Below are 18,259 nucleotides of genomic sequence, written 5' to 3'. Positions count from 1 at the left end.
CTTTCAGTATGTTTAGAAAACCTACACTCATTGCCGCAACAATGATAACAATGCTATCGGCAACAGGCGCGATGGCAAAAATGACGGCGGAACAAGTTGCACGTTTAGGTGTTGACTTAACTCCAATTGGTGCTGAAAAAGCAGGTAATAAAGATGGTTCGATCCCAGCTTGGGACGGAGGTATTACAAAGCCGCCAGCGAATTATAAACCTGGTATGCACCATCCAGATCCGTATGCGGATGATAAAATTCTATTTACAATTGATAAGTCAAACGTAGATAAATACAAAGAGTTTTTGAGCCCGGGTCAGGTAGCGATGTTTGAAACGTATCCAGATACGTTCAAAATGAACATCTACCCAACTCGCCGAAGTGCCTCGTATCCTCAATTCGTTTATGATGCTACAAAACAATATGCGTCTACGGCGGAGCTTATCGAAGGTGGTAACGGTATAAAAAATACGGCAATTGGTATTCCTTTTCCGATTCCTAAAGACGGTTTAGAAGCTATCTGGAACCATCTATTGCGCTACCGAGGTCTTTCTATTGCGCGTTTTGGTGGTCAGGCGATGCCAACAGAGTCAGGTGATTACAACTTGATAGGCTTTGATGAGAAACTGTTGGTGAAATATTCGGCGACAGATGCAACACCTGAAGAGCTAAAAGAGTCAAACGTACTGTTTAAGTTCAAGCAAAAAGTAACTGAACCTGCGCGGTTAGCAGGTACGGCGTTGCTCGTTCATGAGACGATGGACCAAATTCTGACGCCACGTCAGGCATGGACCTATAACACAGGACAGCGTCGAGTTCGTCGAGCTCCTAATGTTGCATACGATGCTCCAGGAACAGCTTCAGATAGCCTACGTACTACAGATGACTTTGATATGTTTAACGGTTCACCAAACCGTTACGACTGGACATTAAAAGGTAAGCAAGAATTATATATTCCTTACAACAGCTATAAGCTTCATAGTGATAAGCTAAAGTATGATGACATTCTAAAGCCCGGCCATGTTAATCCTGAACATGTTAGATACGAAAAACACCGTGTATGGGTTGTGGAGGCAAACCTTAAAGAAGGTACGCGCCACATCTATAAAAAACGTGTTTTCTACATTGATGAAGATAGCTGGCAGATCCATATTGCGGATCTATATGACAACCGCGACCAAATGTATCGTGTAGCTATGGCTCATGGACTTAACTATTATGAAGTTCCTACTCACTGGAGTACATTGGACGTTTATTACGACCTAAATTCACGTCGCTATCTAGCGATTGGTTTGGATAACGAAGAGCAGATGTACGATTTCAGTCAGTCATTCCAAGATAATGAGTTTACACAAAGTGCGCTGCGCCGTGAGGGTAAACGCTAATCTGGTTCTTAGCCAAATATTGCTAGCGGTCGTAAGATCGCTAGCAATTCTGTATTTCCGACGAGTTCTCGTCACCTGTCACCTTTATTTGAGTAGTTTCAGCATGTTAAAAACAACGATAGCGAGTGCGCTAATACTGTTTGGTGGCGTGGCCAGTGCACAAATCACACCCCAGCCAGCACTACAAGTTAAGCACCCAGAGAAAACATTGTTCACAGATATAGTGAACAGTGGGGGAACATTAATCGCTGTAGGTAAGCACGGCACTGTGGTAACCAGTAAAGATGGTAAAATCTGGCAGCAGGCTAAAGTTCCAGTTCAGTCTTTACTGACTGCTGTCACATCATTAGAAAGCGATAAATCATGGGCATGTGGGCATGATAGCAGCATTTTATTTAGTAGTGACAATGGTCAAACCTGGCAAATCCAGCAATATTTACCACAACAACAAAAACCTTGTTTAGATATAGAGTTTGTTGATGAAAATACGGGTTTTGCTGTTGGTGCATATGGCATGTTTTATCAAACCAACGATGGTGGAAAGAGTTGGGAAAAGCGCTTTATAGATGATTTTGTGCACCCCGATGATAAAGAGTATTTGCAAGGGCTTAAAGAAGATGATCCCCAAGCTTATGAAGAAGAAACGAAATTTATTCTGCCACACTTTAATCGGTTGCTAATTCACCGTGAGCAACTGTACCTAGCTGGTGAAATGGGCTTGGTAGCGCATAGCAAAGATATGGGGAAAAGCTGGCAAAGATTAGATGAATTCTACCCTGGATCATTTTTTTCAGTAGCGCCATATGGGAATGAACAAATTGTGGTTGCAGGTCTGCGCGGTAATGCCTTTATTGCCCATAGGGAAGATTTAGAATTTAGCCAAATTGACATACCAGTTAAAGCTACTATTAACTCGGTTGTGAACTTCAATGATAGCCTGTATCTGCTTGCCAATAGCGGTTTCTTATTTAGCTACGATAACGGACAAGTTAAGCACTCACAGTTAAGTAGCGGTCATGCGATTCTTTCGGCCGTTACATTCAAGAATAAGTTAGTTTTAGCCACTGAGAAAGGGCTGAAAATTTGGGAGGCTAAGAAGTAATGAAAGCCGTTTTGAATAAATTAGAATACGTGGTGTTTCGCCACCGTTTAGCTGTACTGTTTTTGTTTACCATTTTGACTGGTTTGTTAGGATATAAAGCAACTCAAATTCAGTTAGACGCATCATTTAATAAAAACATACCATTACAGCATGAATACATGCAGCTGTATCTCAAGCACGAAAAACAATTTGGTGGGGCAAATAGCATTTTGATCTCTGTTTGTGACAGGGATGGAGATATTTTCAACCCCGAATTTTTTAAACAATTGAAAGCGGTACATGATCAACTGTATTTTATTCCTGGGGTAAACCGCCCATTAGTTAACTCTATTTTCTCACCTAGCGCACGGTTTGTTGAAGTGGTGGAAGATGGCTTTGCTGGTGGCCCAATCATTCCTGCTAATTTCTCTGCAACAGAGCAAGGTCTAGCGGTTGTAAAACAGAATATTGAAAAAGCCAATGTTGTAGGGCGCATGATAGCCAGTGATTATAGCTGTGCGATGGTAAGTGCGCAGCTTATGGAGATTGACCCTCAAACTCAAGAAAAGCTTGATACTTTAGCGTTCGCAAAGAAGTTAGAATCACAGATCCGCGAGCCACTTAGTAACGATAAAGTGAGTATTCATATTATCGGCTTTGCTAAAATGGCAGGAGATATCGCCGACGGTGCCAAAGGTGTAGTGTTGTTTTTTGCCCTAGCGATCGCATTCACATTTGTTATGGTTTGGCTATTTTGTAAAAGCTTCAAACTGACATTACTTCCCATTATGTGCTCTATTATTGCCGTTGTTTGGCAAATGGGTTTACTTGCCAGTCTTGGTTTTGGACTCGATCCGATGTCTATTTTGGTGCCATTTTTGGTATTTGCAATTGGCGTTAGTCATGGCGTGCAAATGATCAATTCTATTGGTAAGAAGGTTGCACAAGGAGTATCAAGCAAGGTTGCAGCTGAAGCGAGTTTCAAAGCTCTTTTAATTCCTGGTGGTATTGCATTGTTGTCTGACACCGTCGGTTTTTTAACATTGCTCGCTATCGATATTGGCATCATTAGAGAGTTGGCTATTACAGCAAGTTTAGGTGTAGCTGTAATCATTTTCACAAACTTGGTTTTACTTCCAATCTTGGCTTCCTACTTTAACTCTAGCAGGATCAGGCGATTAGATGATGGTAATTCTAAGTCTCACGCTGTATTTACTCAGCTACGAGAAGCGTTGGTTTGTACTACGGATAAAAAGTGGGCAAGGATTATCTTGCTTGTTTCAGCCGTTTTATTTGCTGTTGGCTATTGGTATTCACAAAGCATGCGTATTGGAGACTTACACGCCGGCGCTCCTGCGCTGCATCAGGATGCGCGCTACAATCAGGACACTTTTTTAATTTCTGATCGTTACGCTATTTCATCAGATATTCTTAAAGTAATCGTGGAGGCGTATCCCGCAGCTTGTACTGAACACGATACCATGGAACGCATCAGCCGTTTTCAATGGCGAGTGGAAAACTTAGCGGGTGTGCAATCTGCCGTTTCACTAAGCTCTGTGGCTCAGGCTGTAAATGCAGGTTACAACGAAGGGAACCAAAAGTGGCAAATGCTGCCAAGAAACAGTGCCTCTTTGGTGCAGGCAACCTCGCGTGTTGAGACCAGTACAGGTTTACTCAATGGTGACTGCTCGGTAATGCCGATAATCATTTTTATGGAAGACCATAAAGCGGAATCGATTGACCATGTTATCTCGAACATTAAGCAATTTGCTTTAGAAGAAAATACTGAGAATGTGAAGTTTAGGCTTGCATCAGGGCCAATTGGGGTAATGGCAGCCACTAATGAATCAGTGTCTGCAGCGCAATTACCCATGATGATCTATGTTTATGGAGCGGTAATTATTCTATGCTTGTTAAGTTTTAGAAGCATAAAAGCAACAATTGCTGTTGTTTTGCCACTATACATAGTTTCAACGCTGGCCCAGGCGTTGATGGTAAAATTGGAAATTGGTCTGACGGTATCTACGTTACCAGTGATAGCTTTAGGTGTCGGTATTGGTGTGGACTATGGTATTTATATTTTGTCATCAATGATGGGGCAGTTGAAGCAGGGGATCCCTTTAGCAGTTGCCTATCGCAACGCGTTAGCTGAACGTGGTAGTGCGGTACTATTCACGGGTATCACACTGGCGATTGGTGTGAGTACCTGGATTTTCTCCGCGCTCAAGTTCCAAGTTGATATGGGTATTCTGCTGACGTTTATGTTTTTGGTAAATATGCTAGGAGCTGTACTGTTATTACCTGCTATAGGTACTTTACTCTGGACTGACCAGAGAAAAAATCGTGAATAAATGTGCTCCTAAATAGCCGTGAATGATCATTTATATCTATATTTTGTGAATAGATGAGCAAATAGCTGAAAAGCTTAAAATGTTTTCATCGAAAAAGCTGTTTATTAGCGTCAGAAAGGTTAAAATTCAACTGACTCCACGCTAATAAACAGCTGTACAAATAATCTACCGTTCAAAGGTGGTATAGATTAAGGAACACATATGACACAAAATGAAGGTCCAGCATCAGTTATCCTAGATAACGTATGTAAGTTGATCCACAAGAAAGTTCATGCAGAGAACGTGTCACTCGTTGAAACATTTGCCAAAGCCTTGTACAGCAATATGTCTAAAGAGGACTTGGCTAATCGTAACGATAGTGACCTGTATGGTGCTGCACTTAGTCTTTGGAATTCTCTCGAAAAAAACAACTCAGATGATGCGATAATTCGCGTATTCAATCCTGAAGTTGCAAAAGATGGCTGGCAGTCATCACATACAATCGTAGAGATTATTGCCAAAGATATGCCTTTCTTGGTTGACTCAGTACGTATGGCAATGAATCGTGAAAATATAGTTTCACACCTACTGTTACATTGCCCGCTAAAGGTACAACGTGATGATGCCGGAAAAATCACTGCTATTTCAAACTTAAAGGCTGAACAGGAGTCGTCTTCGACAAAAACTGTGTTCTTTATTGAAATAGACCGTCAAACAGACAAAAAAGACATTGAGTCTTTCACAAAAGAGCTTGAGTCTGTACTACAAGACGTGTCTTTAGCTGTCGAAGACTGGTTGCCTATTCGCGACAAGCTAAAATCAGTGATCAAAGAACTTCCAACGCGTCATTTTCAATGTGAAGAAAGTGAAGTAACCGAAGCACTAGAATTTTTAGAATGGCTGACGCAAGATAACTTCACCTTTATGGGTTATCGTCAATATGACCTGTGTCCAGTTCAGGGTGACTACGAGCTTAAACATGTCGCTGGTACTAGCCTAGGCTTAATGAAAAAGTCAGCTGACGAACAAGGTCGTTTGTTGTCAGAACTTCCCGAAGTTGCACGTAAAGAAGCTCGTAGCAATAACTTGCTAATTCTTACAAAAACAAACTCTCTTTCACGTGTACATCGTCCTGCATATGTTGACTATGTTGGCATTAAACGCTTTGACGATAAAGGTAATGTGATAGGAGAGGACCGCTTTATCGGTTTATTCTCCTCCAGCTTCTATAATAACAGTGCGGCCGATGTGCCTGTGCTAAGAGGCAAGATTGACCGCATCATGCAAATGTGTGATTTTGCACAAGGAACGCATGCCTATAAAGCTGTGTTAAATATTTTAGAGACTTACCCACGTGACGAATTAGTGCAGGCTCATGAGTCTGAGCTTTTGGAAGTAGCTACAGGTGTACTGCAAGTTCAAGAACGTGACATGTGTCGTTTGTTCGTGCGCAAAGACACCTATGGTCGTTTCTTCTCTTGTATGGTTTACGTACCAAGAGAGCGTTACAACACAGCACTTAGACGTGAAACTCAACAATTGTTGGCCAATGCGTTCCAATCAAAAGAAAAAGTTGAATTCACTACTTATTTCTCTGAGTCTACGCTTGCACGTACGCATTACACAGTGCGCGTAGCTGACAACAATATTGAATATAACGTGAAAGACATTGAAAATAACTTAGTTGAAGCCGCTCGTACGTGGGAAGATAAATTACATGACGCGTTACTTGAAAGCGCTGGTGAAGCGCGCGGTAACGAATTGTTCAGAAAATACTCTGCTGCGTTCCCTGGTGCGTACAAAGATGTAGTTTTACCTAGTGCTTCAGTAGTTGATATTGAAAAATTAGAGCAGCTTGATGATGACAACAAATTAGATATGTTGTTTTATCGCCCTCAAGAAGAAGCAAACTCACAAATCGTGCGTTTAAGCCTGTTCCACAAAGATGTGCCAATTCATCTATCTGATGTCATGCCAATGCTTGAAAATTTTGGTCTGCGTGTGATCGGTGAAACTCCATATGCAGTTAAGTCTAGCGATGGTCAGGTTAACTGGATCATGGACTTCTCAATGCTACTCGACAGTAAAGGCATTTCGGACTTCAACAAAGTGTCTGCACGTTTTCGTGCTGCTTTGACCAACGTATGGCATAACCGACTTGAAAACGATGGTTTTAACCGATTGGTACTGCTAGGCGGTTTAACAGGCCGTGAAGCGTCAATCTTAAGAGCTTATGCCAAATACATGCGCCAGATTGGCGTAACTTTCTCTCAAAGTTACATAGAAAGTACGTTTGACCATTATCCACATATTGCAGCTCAGATCGTAGATTTATTCGTCAAGAAGTTTTCACCAGCAAAACCTGCTGCGCAAAAAACAATTGATAAAACGATCGATGATATTTACGCAGAGCTCGAAAACGTTGCAAATTTAGATGATGATCGAATCATTCGTTTATATGTTGACATGATCAACGCTACGTTACGTACTAACTTTTTCCAAAAAGAGCAAGATGGTAGTAACAAGTCTTACGTATCATTTAAGATCAAATCAAGTGGCATTCCAGATATGCCGTTGCCGTTGCCTGCTTTTGAAATCTTTGTATATTCACCACGCGTTGAAGGTGTTCATTTACGTGGTGGTAAAGTTGCTCGAGGCGGCTTGCGCTGGTCTGACAGACGTGAAGATTTCCGTACCGAAGTATTGGGCTTGGTTAAAGCGCAACAAGTTAAAAATACCGTTATTGTGCCAGTGGGTTCGAAAGGTGGGTTTGTCTGTAAACAACTGCCAACTGAGCGTGAAGCGTTCTTTAAAGAAGGGCAGGAATGTTACAAGATCTTCATTCGCGGTTTATTAGATATCACGGATAATATCGTTCATGGTGAAATCGTACCTCCGTTAAGCGTTGTACGCCACGACGAAGATGACCCATATTTAGTGGTAGCAGCTGACAAAGGTACTGCAACTTTCTCTGACATCGCTAATGGAATCGCAGAAGATTATAACTTCTGGCTAGGTGATGCATTCGCTTCAGGTGGTTCAATAGGCTACGACCACAAGAAAATGGGTATTACCGCAAAAGGTGCTTGGGAATCTGTGAAGCGTCACTTTAGGGAAATGGATATTGACTGTCAAACTACAGATTTCACTGTAGTTGGTATTGGTGATATGGCCGGTGACGTATTTGGTAATGGTATGTTGTTGTCTAAGCATATTCGCCTGCAGGCTGCGTTTAATCACATGCACATTTTTATCGACCCGACACCAGATGCAGCAAGTTCATATAAAGAGCGTGAGCGTTTATTTGCGTTACCTCGTTCATCATGGGAAGACTATGATAAGTCGCTCATCTCTGAGGGGGGGGGCATTTTCTCACGTGCAGCGAAGTCGATCACTTTAACGCCAGAAATGAAGAAAATGCTAGGCACCAAAAAAGCAAGCATGACTCCAAACGAGCTGATTAAAGCTGTGTTGATGATGCCATCTGATTTACTTTGGAACGGTGGTATTGGTACGTACATTAAGCACTCTAAAGAGACGAATGCTGATGTTGGTGACCGTGCTAATGATGCACTTCGTATCAATGGTGCAGAATTGGGCGCTAAAGTATTCGGTGAAGGTGGTAACTTAGGTGCTACTCAACTTGGTCGTATCGAGTTTGCTGGCAAAGGTGGCCGCATCAATACCGACTTTATTGATAATGTGGGTGGTGTTGCCTGTTCAGATAACGAAGTTAACATTAAGATCTTACTTAATGGCTTAGTTGCTGAGGGTGATTTAACGAAGAAACAGCGTAATGAATTACTTTACTCAATGACTGATGAAGTTTCTGAATTAGTATTAGCGGATTGTTATCGTCAAACGCATACACTGTCTATTACTAAGTCTAAAGGTCCTGCAACTTTAAAAGAAAAAGTACGCTTTATTCATGCGCTAGAAAAAGAAGGTAAGCTAGATCGCACAATTGAGTTCTTACCTACAGATGAAGAGTTGGCAGAACGAGCTGCTGCTGGTAAAGATCTAACTCGTCCTGAGCTTTCCGTGCTTGTTTCGTACTCTAAAATGGTATTGAAAGAATCGCTAGTAGTTGATGATGTGTCGGAAAACCCATATTACCGTCAATTACTGGTTAATTCGTTCCCTGTACCATTGCGTGAAAAGTTCAATTTAGCTATGGATAACCATCCGCTACGTAAAGAAATTATCGCGACTAAGTTAGCAAACAATATCGTTAACGACATGGGCTTGAATTTCATGGTTCGCATGAATGAAGAAACGGGTGCAACCGATAGTGAAATTGCACTGTGTTACTCTATTGCTAGCGCAATCTTTGAAATGAAGAGTACCTGGGGAGCCATTGCTGCACTTGATAATAAGATCCCTGCGGCAGTACAAACTGAAATGTTGTATCAGCTACGTCGTACGGTTCGCCGTGCTACACGCTGGTTCTTACGTCATCGTAATAAGGCTCTGACGATTGAACAGACTATCGAATTCTTTGCTCCAGTGTTTAAAGATGTGAGTAAAAATTTACACAGTTATATGGTTGAGACTGAAAGCGCTTCAATTCTTACAAATGCTAAGAAGTTGCAAGAGCAGGGTGTACCAAGTGATATAGCAATGCGTATTGTGTCACTTTCAAGTTTATTCTCAGTCATGGACTTGGCAGAAGTTGCTCATAATTCTGGTCGAAAAGTAGAGGTGGTCTCACATACTTACTTTAAACTAGGTGCAAGCATGGGCCTACATTGGTTCTTAGATCAAATTACGGCACAACCAGTATCGAATCACTGGCAAGCACTTGCGCGTGCCTCGTATCGAGAAGAGCTAGATTGGCAACAGCGTTCATTATCAGAAGTGGTTTTAAATAGCTTTGAAGGTGATGAAAGTGACGTCAATGCACTTATTGAGCAATGGATGGACAATCAGACTGCATTGCTACATCGTTGGCAGCAAATGTTGCAAGAGTTCAAGACTTCACAGAGCCATGATTTTGCCAAGTTCTCTGTGGCATTACGTGAGTTGATGTTGTTAAGTCACAACTGCGACACTACCAAATAATTTTTAAATCGTTAAAATACCCCGGCCTTGCTGGGGTATTTTTTTATCTGCATCTTAATTGCAGACGTATGTTACTTAGGATCTTTAAGGAGTTTTCATGTTTTATGATATTGCGCGCCGCTATATGTTTAGCCGTGACGCCGAGTGGGCACACGAATTTGCATTAGGTAACTTGCGCCGTTTTGCACACACACCACTTAGTATGGCGTGGTCGCAATCTGTTGCTGATAAACCAGTAAACTTCCTTGGTTTAGAGTTCAAAAATCCAGTCGGTCTTGCCGCTGGGTTAGATAAAAATGCTGAATGTATCGACGCATTTTCGCAAATGGGTTTTGGTTTTATTGAAGTAGGTACGGTAACGCCCAGACCACAAGCTGGTAATGACAAACCTCGCATTTTTAGGTTGCCGCAAGCTCACGCGATAATAAATCGTATGGGTTTTAATAATAAAGGCGTTGATAATTTAGTAAATAATGTCAAAGCGGCTAAATATGATGGGATCCTTGGGATCAATATTGGTAAAAATAAAGATACGCCAAATGAACAAGGGAAGGACGATTACATTCATTGTATGCGTAAAGTATTCGAACACGCGTCTTATATTACCGTAAATATTTCTTCGCCTAACACACCAGGTCTTCGTGATTTACAATATGGTGATGCTTTAGACGACCTACTACAAAGTTTAAAGAATGAACAAATGGACTTGATAGCAAAGCATAGTAAATCAGTGCCAATGCTCGTAAAAATCGCGCCTGATATCGATGCTGTTCAAGTTGCACAAATAGCTGAATCGCTTGTAAAAAATCGCATTGACGGAGTGATAGCAACCAACACTACCTTAGAGCGTGAAGCGGTGCAAGGACTAGAGCATGCCCAAGAAGCTGGCGGTTTATCCGGGCGTCCTGTTCGAGAGAAATCAACTTTTGTGGTCAGTGAACTAAAGCGTATTACAGAAGGCAAGTTACCTATTATTGGTGTGGGTGGTATAGATTCAGCTGAATCGGCGAAAGAAAAGCTTGACGCCGGAGCCTCACTTTTGCAAGTCTATACAGGTTTCATTTATGAAGGTCCAGGTTTGGTAAAAAGGATCATTGAGGGGTTATAAGGATCAGTTATATAACCAAATGATCGTAAACAAATTGTTCTTATAAATATTTTTACAGCCTGTAATTTTTCGTTATACTCCTGCGTACTATTCAAAAAAAGAAAATAGTAGGCAGGAGGTCGATTTTGCAAGCATCTAAAGAGTGGCAATGGATTAGTTGTCGCCAAAGAAATCGTTTGCTTGTAGATTTAGGTGAAGAGTTGATTCTCTGCACACCGTTTCGCTTGCGCCAACTTACTCAAGACGCCCATAGTAACCCCCACCTTAGCATCAACGAAGCAGCATATTATCAAAATGTATTTGCATACTTGCGTAGCTTTAGCATCTGGTCCGAACCTCAATGCTGTCAAATTGCATTAAACGCCACAGCAGCCAAATTCTACTTGTTGCCTGTTCAGGCAAAAAGCTGGTTTTTTGAGTCTTATACTGGTGATCAGCCTTGTACCGAAGCTATTGTACGGTTACGTTCAGCTCAGCAAGAAGGTGATTTCTTTATAGTTGAACAAGTAGATGGTGCATGCTTGTGCATCAGTTTGAGTCCAAAGTTTGCTTTGGATGAGAATTTAGAGCTTGAACAATTTCAAGCTATCAAAGTTTTGAACGATCGTGTTCATCCACTCATAAGTTGCAATAAAATTTCCCAAATGGCGTGATCAAGCTCTCTCTAACCTATGTTATACTCGCGGGTAATTGAATATAAAGGGTTAGTACATTGCAATTTATCGCGCTCACATCTATTGGTATCGAACATCTCTTAGCAGAAGAACTTCAACAAGCAGGCCTCGAACTGGGTAAGCAAAGTGTTGGTTCAGTCAGGTTCAACGCCGATAACCTAGCAGCTCAAAAGTTTTGTTTAACAACGCGCTTTGCTACACGCGTTATGTTACTGATTGACGAAAGCGAGGATATAAAAGACAAGGATGCGCTGTATAAGTTTGCACGATTTCAAGCTTGGCAAGATTGGTTTGGTCCGACTCAAACTTTTGCTATCGAATTCAATGGTACAAATAACGAACTTAAGAACACGCAGTTTTCGGGCCTAGTGATAAAAGATGGCATCGTAGATTACTTTAATGACTTGTATGAACAACGCCCAAACGTGGACAAAACCGAACCCAATATTCGTGTTATTGCTAAGTTAAATAGGCAAAGTTGCTCTTTATATATCGACTATTCAGGTCCACGTTTATCTGACAGAGGTTACCGTACCCGTCAAGGTAAAGCACCCATAAGAGAGCATTTAGCTGCTGCATTGGTAAAGCGAAGTGGCTGGCTAGATGACACGTCTCGTCCACTTTTTGACCCTTGTTGCGGTTCAGGCACATTACTAATTGAAGCGGCTTGTATGGCCAACAATATCTATCCTAATACCAATAGAGAGTTCGCTTTTAAACGCCTACCTAGCTTTAGGAAAGCTAAGTTTGACGAGATAAAAGCGCAGGTAAAGGCAGCTGAAGTTGATAATACGCTTTGGATCATCGGATCTGATTTGGATGATAAAGTTATCAATATTGCTCAGCAGAATGCGCAAAGAGCGGGAGTCAGTGACCATATCAAGTTCTCAACAAAAGATGCAAATATCTTAAATAAGGTCGCAAAGCGTCCGGGAGTTGTGCTGAGTAACCTTCCATACGGTGAGCGTTTGGGTTCAATGGCTGAATTGGTCAATCTATATCGCAACATGGGAATTGCCTTTAAGAAGTACTTTCAAGATTGGCGTCTAGCGCTACTGGGTACCGATGATAGCTTGTTTAAACTACTCAAGCTTTCACGCGATAAGCGCTACAAGTTCAAAAATGGGCCTATCGATGTCGAGTTAAATTTATACGAATTGAATGAGCGCCAAGTTTCACAAAATGAGCAAAAGACGGGGCTGAATTTCGAAGGTTCCCAAGCTTTTGCTAACCGTTTGAAAAAGAACAAACAAGCGCTTAAAAGCTGGCTGAAGAAAGAACAAATTAATGCATATCGCGTGTATGATGCTGACATTCCAGAATACAATGTTGCGGTAGATGTATATAACAATTCAGCAGTTATCTTTGAATATGCGGCACCAAAAGAGATTGATGATGTGGTAGCACAAAAGCGCTTGCAAGATGTAATCACTTTAACCGCCGAGCAGCTCAATATTTCGCCAGAAGATATAGCGGTAAAGGTACGCAAGAAGCAAAAGGGCGAGTCTCAATATACCGCGATGGATAAACAACATCGTTATGATACGGTAGAGGAGTTTGGTGCCAAATTTAAAATCAACCTGTTTGATTACCTCGATACAGGGCTGTTTTTAGACCACCGTCTAGCGCGTCGTTACATCCAAGAGCATGCTAAAGATAAACGCTTTCTAAACTTGTTTTCTTACACTGGTTCTGCATCGGTTCATGCCGCGTTAGGGGGGGCTAAGTCAGTAACAACAATTGACATGTCGAAAACCTATTTAAAATGGGCTGAAGAAAACTTTGCGTTAAATAATTTGAAAAACCCACGCTACCGCTTTGAGCAGGCTGATTGCTTAAAATGGTTGGAGCACGCACAAGGTCAATATGACTTAATCTTTTTAGACCCACCTACCTTTTCAAACTCAAAGAGAATGAAAGAGGTATTTGATGTGCAAAGAGATCATATTCAGTTGATGACTTGGATTAAAAAAATCCTAAGTCCAAAAGGAACCCTAATTTTCTCCAATAATAAACGCGGTTTTAAAATGGATGAAGTTGGTTTGATGGGATTAGGGTTAAAAGCTGAGAACATTTCAGAGCAAACATTATCGCCTGATTTTAAGAGAAATAAGCAAATTCATAACAGTTGGTTGATAACCCATGGCTAAGTATATTTTGTATTTTACACAAGGGTGTCATTTGTGTGAGCAAGCCCATGAGTTAGCACTACAAGTATTGAGTGCTAATGATATTGCGCATGTTGATATAGTTGATGACAAAGAGCTAATGGACGCTTATCAAACTTCGATCCCAGTAATAAAAAGAACCCGTGATGGACAGGCTATATATTGGCCGTTCGAACTAGAACAAATTCAACAACTCGTAGAATAATATGGATTTAATCAGAATATCAAAAGCGCAATTAGCGTTTGGCACACACCCGCTGTTGGACGATGCTGATGCTGTCATCGAAGCAGGAGAAAGGGTGTGTATTGTTGGTCGTAATGGGGCCGGAAAATCAACTTTACTTAAGGTGCTCGACGGCGCGGTGCAGCTAGATGATGGTGAAATTAACCGTGTTGGTGAGTTAAAGGTTTCGCGCTTAGAGCAAGACCCTCCAAAAGGCGCTGTAGGCTCTGTTTTTGACTATGTAGCCAATGGTCTACCTGACATAGCTGAGCTGCTCATTGAATTTAACCATGTAAGTGAAGCACTACAAACAGATCAATCAGCATCTCTTTTGAACAAGCTTGAGAAGCTTTCAAACAAGATTGAGACAGCCGACGCGTGGCGTTTCGAAAGCCGTATAAAATTGGTTTTAAGCCAGCTGGAATTGACAGGCAACATGCGCCTTGAAAAATTATCTGGTGGTTGGTTGCGAAAAGTTGCGCTTGCCAAAGCATTGGTCAGCGAGCCAGATTTACTTTTACTTGATGAGCCAACCAACCACTTAGATATGAACAGTGTTATTTGGCTTGAACAGTTTTTAAAAGAATTTAAAGGTGGGATTGTATTTATTTCACACGATAGGGCTTTTATACGAGCAGTGGCTACTCGTATTTTAGACCTTGACCGCGGCAAACTAGTCTCATATCCAGGAGATTACGCAAAGTATTTAGAACAAAAAGCGCATGATTTAAAAGTAGAAGAAACACAAAATGCTTTGTTTGATAAAAAGCTTGCAGAAGAAGAAACTTGGATCAGACAAGGGATCAAAGCGAGAAGAACCCGAAATGAAGGGCGTGTTAGAGCGCTAAAGGCTCTACGTAATGAACGCAAGCAGCGTGTAGAGCAAGTTGGTAAAACTGATTTTAATATTGAAACAGCAGAGCGCTCCGGAAAGTTGGTCTTTGAGGCACAACATGTTCATCATGCTTTTAAAGACAAAGTCATTGCAAAAGACTTCTCAACGCTGGTGATGCGCGGTGACAGAGTTGGTTTGGTAGGCCCAAATGGGGTTGGTAAAACAACTTTACTCAAATTACTGTTTGGTAAGCTGGATGCCGATGAAGGGAAAATAAAGCAGGGTGTTAACCTTGAAGTGGCTTATTTTGATCAATATCGTGAAAAGCTTGATGAAGAAGCAACCGTGCAAGACAACGTTGCTGAGGGTAAGCAAGAAGTTATGATGGGCGGGCGCAGTCGCCATGTGTTAGGTTACTTACAGGACTTTTTATTTCCGCCAGCCAGAGCAAGAACACCGGTTAAAGCTTTATCTGGTGGGGAGAAGAACCGCTTATTGTTAGCGAAACTATTTTTAAAGCCATCAAATGTGTTAGTTCTGGATGAGCCGACAAACGATCTAGATATTGAAACGCTTGAGTTGCTTGAAGATATAATCAACCAATATCAAGGTACGATTTTGATTGTCAGTCACGATCGTGAGTTTATTGATAATACCTGTAACTCGGTTTGGGCCTTTGAAGGTAGCGGTCAGATCACGGATATTGTTGGTGGTTATTCTGACTATGAACAGTATCTTGAGCACCGTCAAGCACAGGCTAAAGAGCTTGAAAAGCAACATAAACAAGAAACTGAAAAGCAAGCCAAGCAGACAAAGACCAGTAACAAAACAACCAAATTGAGTTACAAATTAAAACTTGAATTGGAGCAGTTGCCAAGTAAAGTAGAAGAGCTTGAACAAGCACTAGAAAAGCAGCAAGAAGTTGTGAATGCGCCAGACTTTTTTAAACAAGACTCACAAACGACACAAACTGCGTTGAACGATTTAGCTGAGCTTGAGTCGAAGCTTGAGGCCGCGTTTGAGCGCTGGGAAGAATTAGAAGCATTACAGAATCAGTAGTAAGGATAAAAATGAAGCACACAGTTTTAGCTGCAAGTATTTTGGCCGGCCTTAGTGGTCAAGCCCTTGGAGCAACATATACATTATCTGAGCTTCCTCGCTTTGAAGGGGCGAAGTATACTTTTATTTCAGATGTGAACGATAAAGGTGAAATCATCGGTGCAGCATCGAGTATTTTTAACCTTCCAATAGATATATCGTATATAGACTTTGAAGATGCAGATATCAAAGATGCCTATGAAAATACAAAAGACAGCTATGAAACTATTGATGAAGAGATTTCTTTTACGTTAGAAGATATAAAAAATGGTGCTGCGGCTACGAATGCTGATGCGAATAGCTTTATGTTGGGCTTTTTAAGCGGTAGAGCCAACAATGCAAAGTATCAAAAAATTCAGGACCGCATAGCATTGAATATTGATGCGGTGTCTGCAGAAGAACAAGTTTTGTTCGATGTGCAAACACAAGACACTAATGGCTTGACTCGTTCAGTGTCAAACTACTTAACGTCAATCAGTGAAGATGGAGTGATAGCTGGGTGGGGGTCTGCGCCTTTCTCTAAAACAACATTTACTCCTGAGGGTGAGTCAGAAGCTGAGACGTTCTTTGTGCGTGATTGGAACTCAAGAGGTATAGTGTTCTCCCCACAAGGTGAGAAAATTACACTGGCACCGGAGTTTTCTGAGCACGGTGGTTTTAGTATTGCAAACGATATCAAAAAGCTGGACGACGGTGGGTATTTGGTTGTGGGTCAAAGCAGTGTTGGCATCCCTGAAAATCGCCAAAATAACTATGATGAGAACTGTGACGATAAAGATGAACCTCTAGCAGTGTGCGCATGGCAAAGACAATTGTCTAGTCAATTCTATGATTTGAGAGCGTTCCAGTGGAAGTTGGATGAGAACTTCAATGTGGTAAGTACCGCAAATCTAGGGCTGGGTTTAACACCAAAAGACGATGAGAACGATGCCTTTGTTAGTGCAGCTTTAGCTACAAATAAGTCGGGTATAGCGGTAGGCTATTCACCATATCGTGAGGGTGACGATCTTTATCCGTATGGTGTAGCTGGTTACTTTGAAGGTGGTCAGTTTAAGCCATTTAAGACACTAGAAAACTGGTATGAATTAGGTAAAGCGACAGATATCAATAATAACAATATTGCTGTCGGTTATATGGCTGAGAATATCAGAGGTTCAGTTCTTGACCAGTACGCATTTTATTACGATTTAAATGAAGACAAATATGTACAGCTACCTTACTTTTTTAAAGGTTCAAAAACGGTGGCTACAGATATTAATGATGCGGGCTATATTATTGGCCAAGCAGAAATTGAAAAGAATAGTAGTAACCGTCGCAGAGAAGGTTTTATCTATAAAATTGGTGATACAAAGATCACTAATATAAATGATTTATTACCATGTAAAGATAGTAATGGTAACAACTTTCCATACACTATTGCTGAAGCTATAAAAATTACTGAATCTAACCATATTTATGCGATCGCGACTAAGACCGTGGAGCGCAGAGATAGACTAGGTAATATTGAGAAAGACAGCAAGGGTGAGATTGAGTATGAGTCAGTAACATTGCCGGTATTATTGACGCCAAATCCAAACGGAGAAGTTGATGATTGTGCACCACCAGAAGCTGAAACTTATGAACGCCAGTCTGGTAGTTGGTCAGTTTTGAGTTTACTCGCGTTACCATTTGTTTGGTTGAGAAGACGTAAGCTAACGCTTGCTAGAAGTTCATCTTAATCCCACAATAAAAAAGCCCGTAAGGGCTTTTTTATTGTCTATTGTTTATTAAGAGCGCCTTGAAGACCAGGCTCTATTAACAGAGCGGCGCCATAGATAATCAATACCAAAATAGCCAATAACAGAGGCGATGCTTGCGCAGATCAAAGACCCAACAATAAAAGCAGGTCCAATAGTAGAAAGGCTTTGTGATAGCCACTCCCAACTTGCTTCAAAGTGGAAAGGCTGGGTTTCTTGACCAAGTGCAAATACGCCGACCAGATAAGAACAGTAGAAAATAGGTGGCATAGTCAAAGGGTTGGTTAGCCAAACCAGAGCCACCGACAGCGGCAAGTTGACGCGAAAGGGAATTGCAAATGCTGCCGCAAGTACCATCTGAAAAGGAACAGGGATGAACGCAAAAAATAACCCTACAGAGAATGCTCCCCGTGCGGAGCGGCGGTTTAAATGCCATAAATTGGCGTCATGTAATAAACGACCAAATATTTTCAATGACTTTTGCTGTTTGATCTTATTGTGATCAGGTAAAAAGCGTTGGATCGTTTTTTTAGCCATAGTGTGCAACCATATACTTCAGTTCTCTTGGG

At 41.4% G+C, this 18,259-nt stretch carries 11 protein-coding genes; 10 read left to right on the top strand and 1 reads right to left on the bottom strand.

Translation table 11 applies throughout. The annotated features are described in order from the left end of the window. Positions 1-8: 8 nt before the first annotated feature. From BIW53_RS05100 to BIW53_RS05055, 10 genes are all read left to right on the top strand, one after another. Entirely contained in the window at positions 9-1,376 is a 1,368-nt protein-coding gene (locus BIW53_RS05100; RefSeq protein WP_070990794.1) for a DUF1329 domain-containing protein, read from the top strand. Positions 1,377-1,479: 103 nt separating this feature from the next. After that, positions 1,480-2,478, top strand: coding sequence for a WD40/YVTN/BNR-like repeat-containing protein (locus tag BIW53_RS05095; protein WP_070990793.1), 999 nt, complete (start codon positions 1,480-1,482; stop codon positions 2,476-2,478). Then, positions 2,478-4,808, top strand: a complete 2,331-nt coding sequence (locus BIW53_RS05090) for an efflux RND transporter permease subunit (RefSeq protein ID WP_070990792.1) — start codon at positions 2,478-2,480, stop codon at positions 4,806-4,808. Before BIW53_RS05095 ends, BIW53_RS05090 begins: the two co-directional genes overlap by 1 nt. 201 nt (positions 4,809-5,009) lie before the next feature. After that, the gene (locus tag BIW53_RS05085) at positions 5,010-9,848 is read left to right on the top strand and encodes an NAD-glutamate dehydrogenase (RefSeq protein ID WP_070990791.1); all 4,839 of its coding nucleotides are present in this window, start codon (positions 5,010-5,012) and stop codon (positions 9,846-9,848) included. 97 nt (positions 9,849-9,945) lie between these two features. Then, complete coding sequence (gene pyrD, locus BIW53_RS05080) at positions 9,946-10,956, top strand: quinone-dependent dihydroorotate dehydrogenase (RefSeq protein ID WP_070990790.1); 1,011 nt, start codon at positions 9,946-9,948, stop codon at positions 10,954-10,956. Between the two features lie 122 nt (positions 10,957-11,078). Further along, positions 11,079-11,609, top strand: coding sequence for a cell division protein ZapC domain-containing protein (locus BIW53_RS05075; protein WP_070990789.1), 531 nt, complete (start codon positions 11,079-11,081; stop codon positions 11,607-11,609). A gap of 59 nt (positions 11,610-11,668) precedes the next feature. Next, positions 11,669-13,780 carry a bifunctional 23S rRNA (guanine(2069)-N(7))-methyltransferase RlmK/23S rRNA (guanine(2445)-N(2))-methyltransferase RlmL gene (rlmKL, locus tag BIW53_RS05070; protein WP_070990788.1) on the top strand — a complete coding sequence of 704 codons (2,112 nt, stop codon included), beginning with the start codon at positions 11,669-11,671 and terminating at the stop codon, positions 13,778-13,780. Continuing rightward, on the top strand, positions 13,773-14,003 hold the full coding sequence (locus BIW53_RS05065; RefSeq protein WP_070990787.1) for a glutaredoxin family protein: 231 nt from the start codon (positions 13,773-13,775) through the stop codon (positions 14,001-14,003). The genes rlmKL and BIW53_RS05065 overlap by 8 nt, the downstream gene beginning before the upstream one ends. A gap of 1 nt (position 14,004) precedes the next feature. After that, positions 14,005-15,915, top strand: a complete 1,911-nt coding sequence (gene uup, locus BIW53_RS05060) for an ATP-binding cassette ATPase Uup (protein ID WP_070990786.1) — start codon at positions 14,005-14,007, stop codon at positions 15,913-15,915. 11 nt (positions 15,916-15,926) lie between these two features. Continuing rightward, positions 15,927-17,672, top strand: coding sequence for a DUF3466 family protein (locus BIW53_RS05055; RefSeq protein ID WP_070990785.1), 1,746 nt, complete (start codon positions 15,927-15,929; stop codon positions 17,670-17,672). Positions 17,673-17,720: 48 nt separating this feature from the next. On the opposite strand, the gene BIW53_RS05050 is transcribed toward BIW53_RS05055, so the two are convergent. Then, on the bottom strand, positions 17,721-18,227 hold the full coding sequence (locus BIW53_RS05050; protein ID WP_070990784.1) for a DUF2062 domain-containing protein: 507 nt from the start codon (positions 18,225-18,227) through the stop codon (positions 17,721-17,723). Between the last annotated feature and the right edge of the window lie 32 nt (positions 18,228-18,259).

It is taken from the genome of Pseudoalteromonas byunsanensis (assembly GCF_001854475.1).
Classification (GTDB): Bacteria; Pseudomonadota; Gammaproteobacteria; order Enterobacterales; family Alteromonadaceae; genus Pseudoalteromonas; species Pseudoalteromonas byunsanensis.
Note: the sequence above shows the minus strand (reverse complement) of the source record. Positions and strands in the feature narration are given on the sequence as shown.